The sequence below is a fragment of the Microbacterium sp. Y832 genome (assembly GCF_057669765.1).
Genome location: NZ_JBYHFM010000001.1, coordinates 381,130 through 400,124 on the forward strand (window position 1 = coordinate 381,130; position 18,995 = coordinate 400,124).

The 18,995-nt window shown below is 69.4% G+C and carries 15 protein-coding genes; 9 read left to right on the top strand and 6 right to left on the bottom strand.

Annotated elements, in window-relative coordinates; translation table 11 throughout:
* Positions 1–93 precede the first annotated feature (93 nt).
* Positions 94–2,028 (top strand): DUF6541 family protein, encoded by a 1,935-nt coding sequence (locus AC25YV_RS01495; RefSeq protein WP_488122052.1) that lies wholly within the window; start codon positions 94–96, stop codon positions 2,026–2,028.
* On the opposite strand, the gene AC25YV_RS01500 is transcribed toward AC25YV_RS01495, so the two are convergent.
* Together AC25YV_RS01500 and AC25YV_RS01505 are read right to left on the bottom strand one after the other, a co-directional pair.
* The gene (locus AC25YV_RS01500) at positions 2,003–2,986 is read right to left on the bottom strand and encodes a glycosyltransferase family 2 protein (RefSeq protein ID WP_488122053.1); all 984 of its coding nucleotides are present in this window, start codon (positions 2,984–2,986) and stop codon (positions 2,003–2,005) included. The two genes, AC25YV_RS01495 and AC25YV_RS01500, sit on opposite strands and share 26 nt — an antisense overlap.
* Positions 2,979–3,428: a GtrA family protein gene (locus AC25YV_RS01505; RefSeq protein ID WP_488122054.1), complete on the bottom strand. Its 450-nt coding sequence runs from the start codon at positions 3,426–3,428 to the stop codon at positions 2,979–2,981. Before AC25YV_RS01505 ends, AC25YV_RS01500 begins: the two co-directional genes overlap by 8 nt.
* Positions 3,429–3,548: 120 nt before the next feature.
* Here AC25YV_RS01505 and glf point away from each other — a divergent pair, with 120 nt between their 5' ends.
* Genes glf through galE form a run of 4 tightly spaced genes read left to right on the top strand, consistent with a single transcriptional unit; the run spans position 3,549 to position 7,292 of the window.
* On the top strand, positions 3,549–4,685 hold the full coding sequence (glf, locus tag AC25YV_RS01510; protein ID WP_488122055.1) for a UDP-galactopyranose mutase: 1,137 nt from the start codon (positions 3,549–3,551) through the stop codon (positions 4,683–4,685).
* A 24-nt stretch (positions 4,686–4,709) separates the two neighbouring features.
* The gene (locus tag AC25YV_RS01515) at positions 4,710–5,519 is read left to right on the top strand and encodes an ABC transporter permease (protein ID WP_488122056.1); all 810 of its coding nucleotides are present in this window, start codon (positions 4,710–4,712) and stop codon (positions 5,517–5,519) included.
* Complete coding sequence (locus AC25YV_RS01520) at positions 5,519–6,262, top strand: ABC transporter ATP-binding protein (RefSeq protein ID WP_488122057.1); 744 nt, start codon at positions 5,519–5,521, stop codon at positions 6,260–6,262. Before AC25YV_RS01515 ends, AC25YV_RS01520 begins: the two co-directional genes overlap by 1 nt.
* Positions 6,263–6,308: 46 nt before the next feature.
* Positions 6,309–7,292 (top strand): UDP-glucose 4-epimerase GalE, encoded by a 984-nt coding sequence (galE, locus tag AC25YV_RS01525; protein WP_488122058.1) that lies wholly within the window; start codon positions 6,309–6,311, stop codon positions 7,290–7,292.
* A 7-nt stretch (positions 7,293–7,299) separates the two neighbouring features.
* On the opposite strand, the gene AC25YV_RS01530 is transcribed toward galE, so the two are convergent.
* The 4 genes from AC25YV_RS01530 to AC25YV_RS01545 are packed head-to-tail and all read right to left on the bottom strand — an operon-like array spanning position 7,300 to position 12,968.
* Positions 7,300–8,292: a glycosyltransferase family 2 protein gene (locus tag AC25YV_RS01530; protein ID WP_488122059.1), complete on the bottom strand. Its 993-nt coding sequence runs from the start codon at positions 8,290–8,292 to the stop codon at positions 7,300–7,302.
* Positions 8,289–10,199: a glycosyltransferase gene (locus AC25YV_RS01535; RefSeq protein ID WP_488122060.1), complete on the bottom strand. Its 1,911-nt coding sequence runs from the start codon at positions 10,197–10,199 to the stop codon at positions 8,289–8,291. The genes AC25YV_RS01530 and AC25YV_RS01535 overlap by 4 nt, the downstream gene beginning before the upstream one ends.
* Before the next feature lie 46 nt (positions 10,200–10,245).
* Positions 10,246–11,571, bottom strand: a complete 1,326-nt coding sequence (locus AC25YV_RS01540) for an O-antigen ligase family protein (RefSeq protein ID WP_488122061.1) — start codon at positions 11,569–11,571, stop codon at positions 10,246–10,248.
* Positions 11,568–12,968 (bottom strand): O-antigen ligase family protein, encoded by a 1,401-nt coding sequence (locus tag AC25YV_RS01545; RefSeq protein ID WP_488122062.1) that lies wholly within the window; start codon positions 12,966–12,968, stop codon positions 11,568–11,570. Before AC25YV_RS01545 ends, AC25YV_RS01540 begins: the two co-directional genes overlap by 4 nt.
* 41 nt (positions 12,969–13,009) lie before the next feature.
* Between AC25YV_RS01545 and manA the strand changes: the two genes are divergently transcribed.
* From manA to AC25YV_RS01565, 4 genes are all read left to right on the top strand, one after another.
* Entirely contained in the window at positions 13,010–14,146 is a 1,137-nt protein-coding gene (manA, locus tag AC25YV_RS01550; RefSeq protein ID WP_488122063.1) for a mannose-6-phosphate isomerase, class I, read from the top strand.
* Positions 14,147–14,311: 165 nt separating this feature from the next.
* Complete coding sequence (locus AC25YV_RS01555; RefSeq protein WP_488122064.1) at positions 14,312–14,638, top strand: WhiB family transcriptional regulator; 327 nt, start codon at positions 14,312–14,314, stop codon at positions 14,636–14,638.
* Between the two features lie 98 nt (positions 14,639–14,736).
* Positions 14,737–17,583 carry a glycosyltransferase gene (locus AC25YV_RS01560; RefSeq protein ID WP_488122065.1) on the top strand — a complete coding sequence of 949 codons (2,847 nt, stop codon included), beginning with the start codon at positions 14,737–14,739 and terminating at the stop codon, positions 17,581–17,583.
* Complete coding sequence (locus AC25YV_RS01565) at positions 17,580–18,989, top strand: DUF5719 family protein (protein ID WP_488122066.1); 1,410 nt, start codon at positions 17,580–17,582, stop codon at positions 18,987–18,989. The genes AC25YV_RS01560 and AC25YV_RS01565 overlap by 4 nt, the downstream gene beginning before the upstream one ends.
* Positions 18,990–18,995: the final 6 nt, after the last annotated feature.

The following is an 18,995-nucleotide window of genomic DNA, read 5'->3' on the forward strand; positions in this document are numbered from 1 at the left end:
GCCCGTTGCCTTGCCCGCCGAGCCGAAAGGCCCGAGGAGTCCCCGTGAATATGATCGAGACCTGCCCAGGCGACCGAGGGGCTCACTGCTGACATGTGGTTCGCTCAGTGGGGGTCCGTGCTCGTGGTGTTCGGCGTCCTTTTCGCGCCAGGCCTTCTGATCGGAGCGCTCCTGCGCTTGCGCGGCTTCGCGCTCGCCGCGGCCGCGCCCCCGCTCAGCCTCGCCGTGATCGGTCTGACCACGATGGTGGCGGTCGTCGTCCCCTTCCGCTGGTCGCTTCTCCCGGTGGCGGTCACGACCGTCGTCGTCGCCGCTGCGGCCTGGGTGATCGGGCGTCGCTTCGTGCCCGTGCCCGCCGCGTCGCCCGCGGTCCACTGGTCGCGGCGGTGGGCGCCGTGGATCGCCGTCGCGCTCGGAGCAGCGCTGCTGATCCCGCGGCTGCTCACGGTGTTCGGCGACCCGGAGTCGATCTCGCAGACGTTCGACAACATCTATCACCTGAACGCCGTGCGGCACATGCTCGATACGGGCGCCGCGGCCCCGACCGAGCAACTCATCCCGGGCTTCTATCCCAGTCTCTGGCACGCGGTGACCGCGCTCGTCGCGGGGCTGACGGGCGCCTCGGTGGCGGCAGCCACGAACCTCACCGCCCTGCTCGTCGCCGGACTGGTCTGGCCCCTCGGCTGCGTCTATCTCGTGCGCCAGATCTCGGGACGACAGCCCGCACCGCTGCTCGTCGCCGGAGTCCTCGCCGCGGGCATGGCCGGTTTCCCGCTGCTCATGCTCGATTTCGGGGTGCTGTACCCGAACGTCCTGTCGATCGCGCTTCTGCCTTCCGTGCTCGCGGCGCTGATCGCGGTGGCGCGCGTGGGCGCCGACCTCGGCGGCAGTCGTGTCGTGGCATGGGTGCTTCTGCTGGCGTGGATCCCCACTCTTGCTCTCGCCCACCCCAGCACGCTCATGGCGTTCTTCGCCATCGGGTTCTGGCCGGCCGCTGCCGCGGGCCTTCGGTACTTCCGCAGTGCACGCGAACGACCACGTGTGCGCGTGTGGGCCTCAGTGCTGCTGTGGGCGGCGGGCCTGGCTGTCGTCGCCGCGATCCTTATCGTTGCCCGTCCCACGATGGAGCAGGCGTTCTGGGGTCCCTTCACGTCCTTCGGCGGCGCGGTGGTCGAGGTGCTCACGAACTCGCACAAGGGATTGCCTGTCGAGTGGGCGCCGACGCTCCTCATGATCGTGGGGATCATCGTCGTGCTCGTCGGGATGCGCTCGAAATGGTGGCTCGTCGCGGGCTGGGCGACGCTCGCCGTCATCTATGTCGTGGGCGCCGCCGCCCCGTACAGTCTTCTGCGCTACGGGCTCACCGGAACCTGGTACAGCGACATGTACCGTGTCATGGCGCTGTTCCCGGTCGTCGTGATCCCTCTCGCGGCGGTGGGCTTCGGCGCCCTGGTCACCATGATCACCCGATACACGCGTTCGCGCACCCAGCAGGCACGGCTGCGGAACGAACTCGCGATCACGGGCATCCTGGTCGTCGGAGTGATCCTCGCCACGCAACTGAGCGCACCGATGGCTCGTTCGACCGCTGCCGCGCGATGGATGCACACGATCTCGGACGACTCGCCGTTGCTGACGCTCGACGAAGTCGCCTTGCTGGAGCGGGTCGACGACCATGTTCCGGAGGACGAAGTGATCGTCGGAAGCCCCTGGACCGGCACGTCGCTGGCGTATGCGATCTCCGATCGCCGAGTGCTGATTCCGCACATCTATCAGGAGCTCGACGCCGACATGACGACGATCCTTCTCGGGCTCAACCGTGCGCAGGATGATCCCGAAGTGTGCGCGGCGCTCGAGAGGACAGACACGCGCTGGGTACTCGATTTCGGCACGCGAGAGATCCACAATGCCGAGCATCCCTACCCGGGTTTGGACGACCTCGAGTCAGCCGGGGTGGTCGAACTCGTCGACAGCGAAGGCGACGCGGCCCGCCTCTATCGGATCACCGCTTGTCAGGCTCCGCGCTGAGATCGCGGTAGGGCTGCAGGTCGGGCCGTGACGGCGTCAACTGGATATCCAGTTGCAGCGCTGTCAAGAGCATCTGCGATCCGATGACGAGCGGAAGCGCCGCCAGCATGACCGTCGCCGCGGTGGCCACGACCGACGCCGCGATCTGGGACATGACCCAGATGCTGAACCCGAGCCCGAACGCCACGAGGAAGAGCCCAGCGAAGAGCAGCAGAGCGATCGGCGAGAATGACCAGAGCACGTAGCGATACCAGATCCGCGTCCAGAATCCGACGGTCAGTCGGTGCATGAGCTCGGGCACGACCTTGCTCAGCCGGATGCTCGACACCTCATCGCCGTAGACCGCGGGGATGGGCACGTCGGTCGCCGAGACCTGCAGGATGTTCAGGTGGATGAGGAGGTCGTTCTCGAAGCTGTAGCGCTTGGCCACACGCTCGAGGGGCACTCGGCGCAGCACCTCGGTGCGGACGGCCGTGTAGCCGTTCTGCGGGTCGAAGAGGTTCCAGTAGCCGGAGGCGAACTTGGTCATGAACGACAACATGATGTTGCCGAGCACGCGGTACCGCGGCATCCCGGCGAACGACTCCGGCGCGTAGAAGCGATTCGCCTTGGCGAAGCCGTAGCCGTCGTCGGTCACCTTGTCCAGGAGAGAAGGCAGGTGCGCGGGATCCATCTGTGCGTCACCGGCCATGATGACGTCGATGTCGGCGCCCAGTCTCATCGCTTCGGTGTGGCCGGTGATGATCGCGCCGCCCACGCCCTGATTGACCTCGTGGCGGATCAGTGCGACCCGCGGGTCGTCGACGCGTCGGACGACGCCGCTCGTGTCGTCGGGACTGCAGTCGTCGACGATGACGATGTGGTCGACGAAATCGGGCATGGTCTCGATGACCTGCGCGATCATCTTCTCTTCCCGGTAGGCCGGTACGACTGCCGCGATCGTGGCGCCCTTATACATCGTGATCGTCCTTCGTGTTCGTGGTGCCCGGTCGTGCGAAGACCCAGAAGCGGTAGGCGAAATAGTTCCATACCGTCGTCGCTGCGACCGCGACGACCTTGCCGATCACCCACGGAACGCCCAGCGCGGCGAACCCCGCAACGATACCGGTGGTCGCCACCGTATTGAACGCGACGAGCAGGGTGTAACGACCCACGCTCGGCGCGACCTTCGCGTCAGAGCTGAACGCGACGATCCGCTGGAGCGAATAGGTCACGACGAAGCTGGCAAGGAATGCGATCGGCGTGGCGATGGCCAGCGGCACATGGAACGCATCGTGCAGCAGCCACAGCAGGCCGATATCGACGAGGAAGCAGAACCCGCCGACGACCAGGTAGCGCACAGCGCTGTTCGCCCACAGGCGCGCGAGCAGGGTCGAACGCGCGGGCTGGGTGGGGGGCACCCGCCAATCTTGCCAGAGCGAGCCTGTGCCGGAACCGGACGCACAGCATGACTCACCTAGACTTGGGCGGTGCGGCCGTGACCGGCCGTGTCCTCCGTTGTCAGCCGAAAGGCCACCCGCATGGATCTTCTCATCGTCGGCTCAGGCTTCTTCGGCCTCACGATCGCCGAGCGAGCGGCGGCAGCAGGCCGCAAGGTCACCGTCATCGACCGCCGTCACCACATCGGCGGCAACGCATACAGCGAGAACGAGCCCGAGACGGGCATCGAGGTGCACCGCTACGGAGCGCACCTCTTCCACACGTCGAACCCGACCGTGTGGGAGTACGTCAACCGCTTCACGCAGTTCACGAACTACGTCCACCGGGTCTACACGACCCACAAGGGCATCGTCTTTCCGCTGCCGATCAACCTCGGCACGATCAACCAGTTCTTCCAGGCCGCGTACACCCCGGACGAAGCCCGCGCGCTCGTTCAGGAGCAGGCCGGCGAGTTCGATGTGAAGAACGCCGCGAATCTCGAAGAGAAGGGCATCGCGCTCATCGGCCGTCCTCTCTACGAGGCGTTCATCCGCGACTACACCAAGAAGCAGTGGCAGACCGACCCCACCGAGCTGCCGGCCGAGGTCATCAGCCGATTGCCCGTGCGGTACACCTACGACAACCGCTACTTCAACGACACGTGGGAAGGCCTTCCCGTCGACGGCTACACCGCCTGGCTCGAGCGGATGGCCGACCACCCCAACATCGACGTGAAGCTCTCGACCGATTACTTCGACGAGACCCAGCCGCTCAACAAGCGCGACACCGTCGGCCAGGTGCCCGTCGTCTACACGGGGCCCGTCGACCGTTACTTCGACTACGCGGAGGGCTCGCTGTCGTGGCGCACGCTCGACTTCGAGCAGGAAGTGCTCTCGATCGGTGACTTCCAGGGCACATCGGTCATGAATTACGCCGACGCCGAGGTGCCGTTCACCCGCATCCACGAGTTCAAGCACTTCCACCCCGAGCGCGCCGACCGATACCCGACCGACAAGACCGTGATCGTGCGGGAGTTCTCGCGCTTCGCGACGCGCGACGACGAGCCCTACTACCCGGTCAACACCCCCGAAGACCGCGAAGGCCTGCTCGCCTACCGCGAGCTGGCGAAGGGCGAGAACGGCGTTCTCTTCGGCGGACGACTGGGTACGTACCAATACCTCGACATGCACATGGCCATCGGCTCGGCGCTGTCGATGTGGAACAACCAGCTCGCCTGAGCGCGCGCCTCTAGACTCGACGACGTGACGTCCGCCACCGTCGGCGCCCCCGGATCCCCGCGGCGCTACCTGCACTCGCTGTGGCTGTTGTCGGCTCGCGACCTGCGCGTCCGCTATGCCACGAGTGCGCTCGGCTACCTGTGGTCGGTGCTCGACCCGCTCGTGATGAGCCTCATCTACTGGTTCGTCTTCACGCAGGTCTTCCAGCGCACCGTCGGCCAGGCGCCGTACATCGTGTTCCTCATCACGGCCCTTCTGCCGTGGGTGTGGTTCAACGCATCCGTCTCAGACTTCACCCGCGCCTTCAACAAAGATGCGCGGCTCGTGCGATCGACGGCGATTCCCCGCTCGATCTGGGTCATCCGCATCGTCCTCAGCAAGGGCGTCGAGTTCCTCTGCGCGCTCCCCGTCCTCGTGGCGTTCGTCGTCGTGGCGGCGCTCACGAGCGCGGACCCGCTCGAACTCAACTGGGGGCTCCTGCTGTTTCCCGTCGCCGTCCTGCTGCAGACGTTGCTGCTGGTCGGGGTCGGTCTTCTCATCGCCCCGCTGTGCGTGCTGTACTCCGATCTGGAGCGCACGACGAAGCTGGTCCTGCGGATGCTGTTCTACGCGTCACCCATCATCTACTCGGTGTCGGACCTGCCCGGGATCTTCCCTCAGCTCGCCGCGTTCAACCCCCTCTCAGGCATCTTCACGCTGTACCGCGTCGGGTTCTTCCCCGACGTCTGGGACACCCTGAGCGTCCTTCTCAGCGTCGCCATGTGCATCGTCCTTTTCGTCGTCGGTCTGCTCGTCTTCCGCCGGCTCGAGCGTCCCCTGCTGAAGGAGCTGTGATGGCCGCCTCCGAACTCGCCATCGAGGTGCGCGACCTCGGAGTGCGCTTCCGCCGCAACCGCCGGGGGCGCCGAAGCTTCAAAGACCTGTTCGCCGATTCGTCCCGCCGCAGTCGACCGGGGGAGTTCTGGGCGCTGCGAGACGTCAGCTTCGATGTGCTGCCGGGGGAATCGATCGGGGTCGTCGGGCGCAACGGACAGGGCAAGTCCACCCTGCTGAAGCTCGTCGCGGGCGTGATGCTCCCCGACGAGGGCAGTGTGACCGTGCACGGCGGCGTCGCTCCGCTCATCGAGATCACGGGCGGATTCGTCGGCGACCTCACGGTGCGCGAGAACGTGCGCCTGACGGCGGGTCTGCACGGAATGCCGAAAGCCGAGGTCTCGCGCCGGTTCGACGACATCATCGATTTCGCCGAGCTCGCCGACTTCGTCGACACTCCGTACAAGCACCTCAGCAACGGGATGAAGGTGCGTCTGGCCTTCTCGGTCGTGTCGCAGCTGGAAGAGCCCATCCTCCTCGTCGACGAAGTGCTGGCGGTGGGGGACAAAGCGTTCCGCGAGAAGTGCTACCGGCGTATCGACCAGCTGCTCGCCGAGGGGCGCACGCTGTTCTTCGTGTCGCACAACGAACGCGACCTTCGGCGATTCTGCGTCCGCGGTCTCTACCTCGACAAGCACGGTCTGGCGATGGACGCACCCATCGCCGAAGTGCTCGACCGATACAACGCGGACCACCCGGCGTAGGTCCTGTCACTCGGCAATGTCCTTGGAACAAGAACGGGAGCGTGGCGTGAAGATCCTCATCACCGGAGGTGCCGGCTACATCGGCAGCACCATCGCCTCGGCATGTCTCGACGCCGGAATGGCACCGGTGATCCTCGACGACCTCTCGACGGGGCGCGAAGCCTATGCTGAGGGCCGCGCGTTCTACCGGGGGGATATCGCCGATGCGGCGCTGATCGATCGGATCGTCGACGAGCACCCCGGCATCGACGCCGTTGTCCACTGTGCGGCGCGCACGGTCGTCGCGGACTCGGTCGCCGACCCGCTGGGGTACTACGAAGTCAACGTCGCGCGGTCCGTCCGTCACTTCCAGCATCTGGAGCGCCACGGCATCCAGAGGATCGTCTTCAGCTCATCGGCATCCGTGTACGCGAGTGAGTTCGGGACGGGGCTCGATGAGTCAGCGCCGGTCGCCCCGGCCAGCCCGTACGCCCGAACCAAGCTGCAGGTCGAGCAGGTGCTGTCGGATGCTGCGGCCGGGGGCGCGCTCCGAGCGCTGTCGCTGCGGTACTTCAACCCGATCGGGTGCGACCCCCGTTTGCGGACCGGCCCCACCGCCGAACGGCCGACGCACGCGCTGGGCCTGCTGCTGGCCGCATGGCGCACGGGTCAGCCCTTCACCGTGACGGGCACGGACTGGCCCACACGCGACGGGTCGGGGCTGCGGGACTTCGTGCACGTGTGGGACCTCGCCCGCGCACATGTCGAAGCCGTGCGCCGGTTCGACGACGTCACCTCGTCCGAGACGCCGTCGAGGATCCTCAACGTCGGCACGGGCCACGGCACGACGGTGCGCGAACTCGTGCGCGCCTTCGAGTCCGTCGTCGGGGGCGGGTTGGACGTGCGCGAAGGACCCCGGCGCCCGGGTGACGTCGCCGGAGGCTACGCGATCGTCGACCGCGCCCATGAGGCGCTGCAGTGGCGTGCGGAGCGCACGGTCGAAGACGCGATCCGCGACGCCGTGGCGTGGGAGACGCAGCGCGCTGCCTGAACGGGCGTCAGCTCGCTGCGGTGAGCGGCTCCATCGGGCGCCACGACGCGTCGCGAGCGATCGCCCGGCCGTCCTTCAGCCCTCGGAAGAGGTTCGACGTGCCGCGCACCTTGCGCTCCACGGCGATGAGACGGATGAGTTCCTTCGCGAACGTCAGTGAGGTGCCCAGTCCGAACAGCACCGGGTTGTAGACCCCGTGCGCGCGGTAGTACTGCTTGATGATCGCGCGGTTGCGCATGATGTAGTACCGGTAGTTGTCGCTCGAGGCGTTCATGTGGCGGATGCCCATGTCCCACTGCTTGATCTCGCGCGTGCGGCGCAGGACGAATTCGTCGACGATGACCGATGTCGTCTTGCGTGATGCGAGCCAACCGTAGGTCTGGTCGTCCCAGTAGATGAAGAAGCGCGGGTCGGGAAGACCGATCTGCTCGACGATGTCGCGGTGGATGAACATGCCCTCGAAGCATCCGGAGTTCATCTCTTTGAAGCCCGAGGAGTCGAACTTCGACGGCGCGAAGGGGATCGGGATCCCCAGGCGCTCGGCGATGCGGTACTGCCAGTAGAACTCGCTGCCGTCGTAGTCGTACCGGCGGCCCTGGATGCTCTTGAAACGCGGTGCCCAGGCGCCCATCTTGGCGAGGCCGTCGGGGATCACCTCGACGTCGTCGTCCATGAGCCAGATCCAGTCCGAGCCCAGCTCGAAGGCGACGCGCATGCCTTCGCTGAAACCACCCGACCCGCCCGTGTTGGTGTCGAGCCTGCGGTAGACGAGGTCGGTGCCGACCCGTTCGCGGAACGACTCGACGACCTCGGTCGTGTCATCGGACGACGCGTTGTCGACGATCACGACGTGGCCCGGCTTGGGATCCATGCGCTCGATGCTCTCGAGCAGGCGAGTGAGCAGTCCCGAGCGGTTGAAGGTCACGATGGCGATCGTCGCCGACGCCGGGTCGAACGAGGCCGCAGAGCTGCGGACGGGGTTCTGCTCGGGAGCCGTCATGACTCGACTCCGAACGTGCGTGCCCATGCGTCGCGCGACGTGAGCTCCGGTGCGGCGGCACGGTACTGCTTCGCGAGGCGCGGCCACTCCCGGCGGAGCCGCCGGTGCAGACGGACGCTGTCCACCAGCATCCGGCGGAAGTTGGCGCGGTCGCGCGTGTAGATGTTCTTGCCGGATCCGTCGGCCGAGTTGACGAGCGCGCTGTCGTAGAGCGGCACGCGCCACCAGTGGGCATCCTGCTTGCCGAACTCGACCTCGGGCTGCGCGATGTTCTCGGGCTTCGGGGCGTGCAGCCAGTGCGCGACGATCGTCGACAGCGTGAACCAGCGCAGGCGCAGACCCGTGGGGCTGTCGAAGGTGTTGCGCACCGTCCGCTTGAAGGCGAGCCGGCCGCGCCGCGCCCGCAGGGGAACGCCGGACGCCTTGTGCACGACCGTCTCGGGGAACGACGACGCGAGCTTTCGCGCCGCCGGCATCGCCGTGGCGAGGTTCGCCCGCATGTGGGAGGGCCCCTCGAGGATGTCGCGCAGCGCTCGATGCCGAAGGGCGACGGGGTAGTACTGCATCATCATGAGGTGCTTGAGGTCGACACGACTGCTGTGCCGCAGCAGGGTGCCGCCGCCGGGCATCGAGGAATGCAGGAGTGCGGCCACGATGCGGTTTCGCGCGTGGAAGTAGGCCTGCCAGTCGATCGAGTCGTCCTTGCCCACCCACGACACGTGCCACAGGGCGACTCCGGGCATGGAAACGGTGGGGAAACCGGCATCCCTGGCGCGCAGGCAGAACTCCGCGTCATCCCACTTGATGAAGGCGGGCAGCGAGAGCCCGACTTCGCGGATCACGTCGAGCGGGATGAGGCACATCCACCAGCCGTTGTAGTCGGCATCCAGGCGCATGTGCAGCTGGGGGGACTGGCGCAGGTTGGCGACACTGAAGTCGTGCGGCAGTCGCTCCTGATAGAGCGCGCGCCACATGAAGGGCTCTTCGTCGACCACCTCGGCCCACGCGTGCAGCTTCGGGCGGTCAAGCAGATCGAACATGTGGGCGCCGACGATCGTCGGCACGGTCGCGAACTGTCCGAGCACGATCGAGCGGCGCAGGGACTCGGGCTCGATCCGCACGTCGTCATCGAGCAGCTGGACGAAGTCGCTCTCGGGCCGCTCGAGGGTCTCGAGCATCGCCCGCGCGAAACCGCCCGAGCCGCCGAGGTTCGGCTGCGTGATGACCTGCAGCGTCTCGCCGAGCGCCGCAGACACCTCGTCGTACTCGGGCTGGGCGTCCACGCGCCGATCGCCCTGGTCGATGAGGAAGATGCGGTCGACGAGTTCGAGCACGTCGGGGGCGTCGGCGAGGTTCTGCAACGTCCAGATGCAGTAGTCGGGCTTGTTGTACGTCGTGATGCCGATGGACGCCTTGCCCGTGCGGGCCGGCTCCTGCTCGGTCGTCCACTCAGCGCCTTCGAACTTCGCGTCTTCCTGGTCGGCGACGATGTCGAACCAGATGAACCCGCCGTCGCTGTACTGATCCAGCACCAGGTCGAAGCGGCTCGTCGTCGAACCTGCGACCTCTCTCGTCTCGATGCGCTGGCGCACCCCCGACCCGTTGGAGCGGTAGACGAGGATCGTGGCGTCTCCGCTCGTGCGCACCACGAGGGTCACCGCGCGCACCGGCGTCCAGTGCTGCCAGTACGAGGCGGGGAAGGCGTTGAAGTAGGTGCCGAACGACACGCGTCGGCCCGCGACGATGCGCGCCGTGTTGCGGCCGAGGATGTTGCCCAGCTGCGCGCGGCTCGATACCCGGACGGGCTCTTCATCGATCACCGACCACGTCTCGGGGTCCACATAGAGAGGAAGAAGGTCAGGGTCGCGATCCGTGGGAAAGACGACGTTCTGCAGGACGTGTGTCACGTGAGAGTCTCCGGCGGTGCTTGGGGCGGCGGACCGACAGCAGATCCTACCCCGCCGCGTTCGGGGGATCCTGGACGTGCGGCAGGCTCGGCGCTGCGGACACGCCTATCCGCTCGCGCCACGAGCGGGACTGCCCCGCGCGCACGGCGCACAGAACGAGCAGCATCCACCCGATCCCGATCAGGGTGAAGCTCTCGAAGAAGGAGTCGATGAGCAGCGCGACGAGCACGAGCGGCGTCCAGGCGTAGATGACCGAGCGCCGCTCGCTCGCGTCGAGCCACGAGCGCACGAGCGCGACGCCGGCAAAGCCGAGGAACAGCACGAGCCCGACCCAGCCGAGCTGCAGCAGGACGTCGAAGTAGGCGTTGAGGCCCGTCGCGTGCGTGTCGTCGAGCAAGAAGTTGATCGAGCCGAACGGCACGCCGTCCTGCGGCCACGGGCCGTACCAGCCCCAGCCCTGCACGGGTCGCGTCCGCAAGTAGTCGACCATGACGTTCCACAGATCGACGCGCGTCGAGAAGTCGCTGCCGGCACCGAGCCACGCGATGATCGGATGCCGCAGCAGATAGCCGACGACGACGCCGACGACGACGAGCCCTCCCAGCACCCACTGCAGAGCGCCGCGCTGGGCGGGGCGGGTGTGCCGCACGAGAGCGAGCGCGCCGACGGCGACGCCGACGCCGACGGCGAGCACGAGCACGGTGGGGGAGTCGGAGAGCGCGGCGAGCATGCCGGCGAGGACGACCGAGTACAGCGACAGTCCCGCCCGCACCGACTGTGTGCGGTATTCGACGAGGAAGGTGATGAGCGCGATGACGGCCACGAAGCCCAGCATGTTGCGCGTGCCGAAGATGCCCTGCACGGGCCCGAGCTCGGCGATCGCGCCCTGCACGCCGAGAAAGCGGAACGGGATGTCCAGCAGGATGCCCGAGAGGATCTCGACGCCGAGCGAGATCGAGAGCAGCACGCGCAGCACATCGGCGACGGCTCGCACCGTCTGCAGCGTGTCGCGGATGTGACCCACGACGACGGCGAGGAAGGCGATTGCGGCGAGCGACACCCAGCCCCACCACGACTCCGCCTGGTCGAAGGCCCACAGGATGCTCACGAGCGCCCAGCCGAGGAACACCACGAGCGTCGTCGGCACGAGCCGCACGAACGAGATCTCGCGTCGACGCGCGACGAGCACCCCGCCGCCCACGATACACAGCCCCGCGACGATCGTGGCGTAGGTCACGGGGCTCATGAGCCGCTCGATCGCGAAGGACGAGAAGACCGCCGCGAGTGCGGTGAGCGTGTAGGCGCGCGCGAAAGCCGCTGAGCCCAGCAGCGCGCCGAGCCAGCGCCGCTGCGCGCTCGCGGCGGCCGTCACGACCCCTGCTTCGTCGGCTCGCCGCGCTCGATCGCCGCGCTCTGCTCGGCCGGGCCGACGCCGATGTGCGGCGACTGCTTGATCTTGAAGCCGAGCATGACCAGCAGCATCCACCCCCACAGCAGCAGCGGGGCGGACTCGGCCACGCCCTGCACGAGCAGGATCGTTCCGACGAGGGTCGGCAGCAGCGTGAGCGGCGAGTAGGGCCGGTCGGCGCGCAGATCCCACCGCGGACGGTCGACGGCGAAGAACCACGTGCGCCACACGTAGGCGAACATGACGAGCGAGAACAGCACGACCCCGACGATGCCGAGCTGCAAGTAGATGTCGATCCAGACGTTGTGCGCCTGCATGACGGTCTCGCCGTGGTCGACGATCCAGCCGTCGAATGCGGGGTCCCACGGCATCCACGGCGTCGCGAAGCCCCACCCGGCGAAGGGGCGCTCGCTTGCGCGCTCGGTGACGGCCTGCCAGATGGCTTCGCGGCCCGTCAGGTCGGAACCGCGCCCGATCGCCTCGAAAAGCCGATCGCGCAGCAGCCACAGGCCGAGCCCTCCGCCGAGACCGACGACGGCGTAGCCGATGTAGTAGCGGGTGCGCTCGCCGGGCCGGGTCGTCGTGCGCATGAGCAGCACCGTCGTCAGGACGAGCACCACCGCTGCTGCCGCGACGAATGCGGTCGCCGACGCCGCACGCACGAAGAGGAACGCCGCCAGCAGCATCCAGCCGATCAGCAGCGTGCGGCGCGGGGCGCGGGCGGCGAAGCGTATGGCGAACACGACGATCGCGAGCAGGGCGAGGGGCCCGAGCAGGTTCGCGTTGCCCATGATGCCCTGGATCCGGCCGCCGTCGAAGAGGTTGTTGCGTGACCAGTACAGGATCGGGTCGACCGGCTCATCGCGGGGCACGAACCCGGGCAGCAGCGGCACGCGCACGAAGACCGACACCCACAGTTCGAACAGCAGCGAGAGGGCGAGCGTCCATTTCAGGGCGGATGCCACGGCGCGAACCAGTTCTCGCCACGTCAGCACCGCCCCCACGAAGAACCCCTGCACGGTCGTCACGTACAGCAGCAGCAGCGTCAGGGCCGTCGTCGCGGGCCACGCCGACCAGAGGATCGACGCCGTCGCCCACACGATGTATGCGACGGCGAACCACGGCAGGCGGCGCCACTGCACGGGCGGGCGCAGCAGGAACCAGAGCAGGATCGACACGAGCATGCCGCCCACACCGACGACGGCGGCGAAGAGCTCGCCGAAGGCATGCACCCATGCGGCCCCGGCGAAAGCCATGACGAGCACGAAGATGCACCAGCCGCGCAACAGCAGATGCCCGGTCTTCTCTCGGACCGGGGCTGTCGGCGGTGCCGATGCCGGATGCTTCGAATACACGGCCATCGCATACCAAGGTACTCGGTCGCGCGGATACGCTCGGGCGCATGCTCACTCTTCTGTCGAACACACCCCGCGACTACGCGTGGGGCTCGACGACGCTGCTGGCCGAGCTGCGTGGACTCGCTCCGTCGGACGCACCCGAAGCCGAGCTGTGGTTCGGTGATCACCCCGGCGCGCCGGCGCGGGCAGCTGACGGCTCGCCGCTGGACGCATGGCTCGCAGAGCGGGGAGCGCAGCCGCTGCCCTACTTGCTGAAGCTGCTGGCGGCGGCGTCGCCTCTGTCGATCCAGGCGCACCCGTCGAAGGGGCAGGCCGAAGCGGGCTTCGCGCGGGAGGAAGCGGCCGGGATCGCCCGTGATGCCGCTGAGCGCACGTATCGCGACCGCAACCACAAGCCCGAGCTGATCGTCGCCCTGAGCGACGAGTTCCACGCTCTCGTCGGCCTGCGCGCCCTGCCCGACACGCGGCGCCTCTTGGGCGAGATCGGGGACGCGACGGCGGGGCTCGCTGCGCGCCTGGACGGCTCCGTCGAGGCGACGAGCGATGCGATCGCCTGGCTGCTGTCGGATGCCGCCGCCGACGACGTCCGTGCCATCATCGGCGCCGCGCGGGCGAGGCCGGCCCGCGGTGCGTTCGCCGGTGAACTCGCGCTCGTCGCCCGCCTGGACGATGCGTATCCCGGTGACCCGGGGATCGTCGTGGCGCTGCTCATGAACCTCGTTGCACTGCGCCGCGGCGAGGGCGTCTTCGTCGCGGCCGGTGTGTTGCATGCCTACCTCGAGGGCCTCGGCGTCGAGATCATGGCCACGAGCGACAACGTGCTGCGCGGGGGTCTTACCCCCAAGCACGTGGACGTCGGCGAGCTCGTCGCGGTGCTCGACGCGCGCACAGGGCCACCGCCGATCGTGAGACCGATCACCGAGGCGCCCGGCGTCGAGCGGTACCCCGCGCCCGTGCCGGACTTCGCGCTGCGCCGGCTGCGGCCGGGCGGCGCGTCGCTCGAGGTGGGGATCGACGGCGTCGCGATCGTCCTCGCGACGGCGGGCTCGGTCACCGTCACCGCCGGGATGAGCGGCGGCTCCGTCGTGCTGAGACCAGGCGACGCTGTCCTCGTGACCGCCGACGAACGCACCCTCCGCGTCTCGGGCTCGGGGGAGATGTACGTCGCGACGCCCGCGTGATCACGCGGTTGTTACCGGAAGGCGACACGCCGTCGGCGCGTCGTGAAGGTTCAACCCGTGCATGAGGCTTTAATATCTGCGACTTGACCGCGGCGAACTACAAGGGTGTAATTATCCCTAGCGCGGCACGATGTCGTGTGTAGGAGCCTCCGGGGGGAGAACGACATGACCGGTTCCCAGTACCGCTCTGCGGTACCCGACAACTGGTTCGTCGACCCCGTCAACCTCGGAGTGCCCGGCGTTCGCCGTGCCGTCGCAGGCGACGACGACAACCCGCTCTCGTGGCAGACCGACGCCCTCTGCTCGCAGACCGACCCCGAAGCGTTCTTCCCCGAGAAGGGCGGCTCGACCCGCGACGCCAAGCGGATCTGCACGACATGCGACGTGCGGGATCAGTGCCTCGAGTACGCGCTGCAGAACGACGAGCGCTTCGGCATCTGGGGCGGCCTCAGCGAACGCGAGCGTCGCAAGCTCAAGCGCCGGGCCGTCTGATCGGATCTCGCCCGAGCTGTCTTCCCCGGCGACGGGATCGCGGCGAACGGCGCGTGCGGCGCGACGGACGCGCGAGCCGCGCCTAGGCTGACCAGGCCATGCCCGCACGTGTCCACGCTCTTCTCGTCGTGCGCCCCGACGGCCGAACGCCCGCAGCGCACCACCTGCGACGCACCGTCGGAGCCCTCGCGGCGCAGACGCGCCCCGTCGACAGTCTGACGATCGTGATCTGCGGCACCGACCCCGGTGTCATCGAGGCGGCTCGCGATTCGCGGGCCGGCCTCGTCATCGAGGCACCGGCATCCACCCGCTTCGCCGAGGCGCTCGCGCTCGCCAAGCCCGCGCCAGGCGCGGACGCCGTGTGGCTTCTCGCCCAGGACACGACGCCGGACAAGCAGGCCCTCGCCCGCCTCGCGGGGGTGCTCGAGCGGTCGCCGTCCGTCGCGTTCGCGGCACCCAAGCTCGTGCGCGCCGATGATCGTAGCGAGATCGTGTCGCTCGGGGTGGGCATGACGCGCTTCGGACGCTCGGTCGGCCTCGCCGACGGCGAGCTCGACCAGGGCCAGCACGACGCCGCCGACGATGTGCTCGGCACCGACGTGCGCGGTGTGCTCGTGCGCGTCGACGCGTGGACCTCGATCGGAGGGCTCGACCCCGCCCTTCACGGCGCCGACGAAGGCCTCGACCTGGGCGTTCGCGCCCGGCTCGCCGATTCACGCGTCGCCCTGGCCCCCACAGCGATCGTGGCGGTCTCGAACGACGGCGTGGCCGGTCTTCCGGCGCCCGTCACACGGCAGACTCGGCGTCGCATCGCCTTCGCCGAGCGCGTCGCGCAGCTGCATCGTCGGCTCGTGTACGCCCCGCTGTGGGCGGTTCCGCTGCACTGGCTCTCGCTGCTCCCGCTCGCGCTGCTGCGCACGATCCTCCATCTCGTACGCAAGCAGCCCGCGCGCATCGGGCCGGAATGGGTTGCCTCGGCGCTGGTGATGGTGCAGTTCGCCGGCATCGCCCGCGCCCGTGCGCACCTGCGGCGCACGCGCCGACTGCCGTGGAGCCAGCTCGCCCCGTTGCGCGTCACTAATGCACAGCTGCGCGCGCGCCTCGGCGATGACCCCATCGAACCCGGCGGACGCCTGCGCGGAGATCTGCGGTTCTTCTCCGGCGGCGGGGCCTGGCTCGTGCTCGGCGCTCTCGTCGTGTCGATCGCGGCGCTTCCGATGCTGCTCGCCTGGCCCGTGCTCGGCGGCGGCGGCCTGCAGCCGCTGCGCTCGACCGTCGCGCAGCTGTGGGCAGACACGCTCTACGGCCAGCGCGGACTCGGCCTCGACACGATCGCACCCGCCGACCCGTTCGCGACGGTCATCGCCATCGTCGGCACGCTGTGGCCGGGCGATCCGTCGCGCGGCCTCGTGCTGCTGTGGCTCTTCGCCCTGCCCCTCGCAGCCCTCGGCGGCTGGTTCGCCGCGACGCGCGTCACCGACCGCGGGGTGCTCCGCGTGCTCGGCGGTGCCCTGTGGGCCCTCGCCCCGACGTTCCTCATCTCGCTCACGCAGGGCCGCCCCGCCGCCGTCATCGCGCACCTGCTGCTGCCGTGGCTGTTCTGCGCCGCCGCCGTCGCGCACCGCTCGTGGCCGGGTGCGGGGGTCGCATCCCTCGCTCTGGCCGGTGTCATCGCGTGCGCCCCGTCGCTGGCCCCGGCGCTCATCGTGCTCTGGGCCGTCACGATCGTGCTCGCGGTCGCGCTGCGCGCCGGGCGCGGTGTCGCCCGCCTGATCTGGGTGGTCGTGCCGACCGTCGCGATGGCCGGACCGCTCGTCTGGCATGCCCTGCGCACGAACGGCGCGTGGGGCCTTCTCGCCGACCCCGGCGTGCCGTGGTCAGGGCCCCAGGTCGGGCCGGATGCCGCCGGTCGCGGCCTGCTCGCCGCGGGCATCCCCACCTCCGATGTCGCGGGGTGGGCGGGATTCCTCGGCGACGCGCCGACGTGGTGGGTGCCGCTGCTGGCCGCCCCCTTGGCGATCCTCGCCCTGGCTGCACCTCTCACTCAGCGGTGGGCGGCCGGCATGACCCTGCTCGGCATCGCCGCGCTCGGCACCGGCACCGCCTTCGCCGCGGTCGGCATCTCGGTCGCGTTCGCGCAGTCCGAGGCCGTTCCGCTGTGGCCGGGCACGGGCCTGAGCCTCGCGTGGCTCGGTGTCGTCGGAGGGGCGCTCGTGACCCTTGACGCGGGCCTCGCCCCGAAGGTCGCCCTGCTGCGCGGTGGCCTCGTCGTTCTCGCGGGCGCCGGCATCGTGGCGCTCGCCGTGCCCGCGCTCACCTCGGTCACCCGCGACACGACGCTGCTCACCAACGGGCCCGCGAGCACCCTTCCCGCATACGTCGCGGCGCGCGGCGCGGACGACCCCGACGTCGGCACGTTCGTGCTGACCCCGCAGAACTCCGGCGCCCTGTCGGCGCGGGTCGTGTGGGGCGGCAGCGAGACGCTCGGCGCGCAGAGCACGGTGCTCGCGACCCGCACCGAACCGTCGGAGCAGGACCGGCAGATCGCCCAGCTCGCCGCCGGTCTCACGACCGGCGCAGCCGATGACCCCGTCGCCCAGCTCGCGTCACGCGGCGTGAGCTTCGTGCTGCTCGCGCACGGCGCCGAACCCGAATCCGACGCGGCCCGCGCGTTCCGCCTCGCCGCCGAGTCTGCCATCGACCAGCGTGAAGACCTCGAAGCCGTCGGCGAGACCGCGCGCGGCTCGCTGTGGCGGGTCGAACTCGACGTCGCGCCGCGGCCCGAACCCGGCGAATCCGTGGATCGGACGTCGGGCGGGATCTTCGCCGTGCAGCTCGCGCTCGTCGCGATCGCCGTGCTGCTTGCCGCACCGACCGCCGCATCGCGCCGTGACGCACGACGCACGCCGCGCGTCGTCGGACCGCACTGGGAGGAGGGCCGATGAGCGATCGCCGCTTCTTCCGCTGGGCGTCCACGAGCGCCCGGATGCTGGCCGGCACCGTCGTCGCCGCGACGGCCGTCGTCGCCGTCGCGACCGCCGTGACGCTGCCCTGGCCGACGCTCGAGCGCGAACCCGTCGCCATCACGGCCAAGCCCGCGCCCGCCGACACCGTCATCTCGTGCGCGGGCGGTCTGCTCGCCCTCGGGCGAGACCTCGACGCACCGAGCGAACTCGCCCTCGCAGCGGCGCAGAGCGTGACGGTCGGAGGGCTCCCTGGCACGCCGCAGCCCGAGGCGCGGATGCTGACGGGCGTCGCACCCGGCGCAAGCCCCGAGGCCTACACGGCGCCCCCGCAGGGCGACCAGCGCACCGACATCGCGGCCTCGGGCTCGATGCTGGCCGACGCCGACGATCTGGCCGGGTTCGCGGCATCCGCGTGCCGGCCGCCGCTCATGGAGTCGTGGATCGTCGCAGGATCAGCTGCGACGGGATCGGCGGACTTCGTTCTGCTGTCCAACCCCGGAACGGTCGCAGCGACCGTCCAGCTCACGGTCTACGGCGCGACGGGTCCGGACACGCCCCCGGGCGGCGCGGACCTCGTCGTCGCCGCCGGCGCGCAGCGCGCCGTGCCGCTGGCGGGCCTCGCGCGCGGCGAGACGAGCCCCGTCGTGCGGGTGAGCGCGGTCGGCGCCCCCGTGCAGGCCTCGGTGCAGTCGAGCCTGACGCGCGTGCTCGAACCCGTCGGCGCCGACCAGACCGGCGGAGTCGGCGCGACCGCGACCGTCCAGCGCATCCTGGGTGTCGTCGTGACCGAGTCCGACGTGGCGAGCCCGATCGGCGCCGGGACGATCCTGCGCGTGCTGGCGCCCAGCGCCGACGCCGAGGCGACCGTCATGGTGCGCGCCGTGGGCGGCGACCAGCAGATGCTCGAGCCCCTCGTCGTGCCGCTTGCGGCCGGTGTGCCGACCGAGGTCGGCCTCGGTGGGCTCGCCGAAGGAGAGTACGACGTCGAGGTCCTCGCGGACTCACCCGTCGTCGCCGGCCTGTGGCAGGCGTCGGGCTTCGGTGCGGGGTCCGACTTCGCCTGGCTTCTGCCCTCGCCCGAGATCACGGTGCCGAGCCTGTTCGCCGTGCCCGACGGTCCGCCGGCCCAGCTCACGGTCGCCAACCCCGGCGGCGAGCCCGTGGCTGTCATGGTGGCTGAGAGCACCGGTTCGTCGGCCGAGGAGCTGGTGCTCGATGGCGGTGGGAGCGTGACGCTGAGCGTGCAGTCGCGCACGGTCTACACGCTCGACAGCGGCGGTGCCCCCGTGCTCGCGGCGGTCACGATGAGCGGACCGGGCGCGCTCGCCGGATTCCCGGTGTGGCCCGCAGACGCCGCCGCACCCGCTGTCCGCGTGTACCCCTGACGCCGG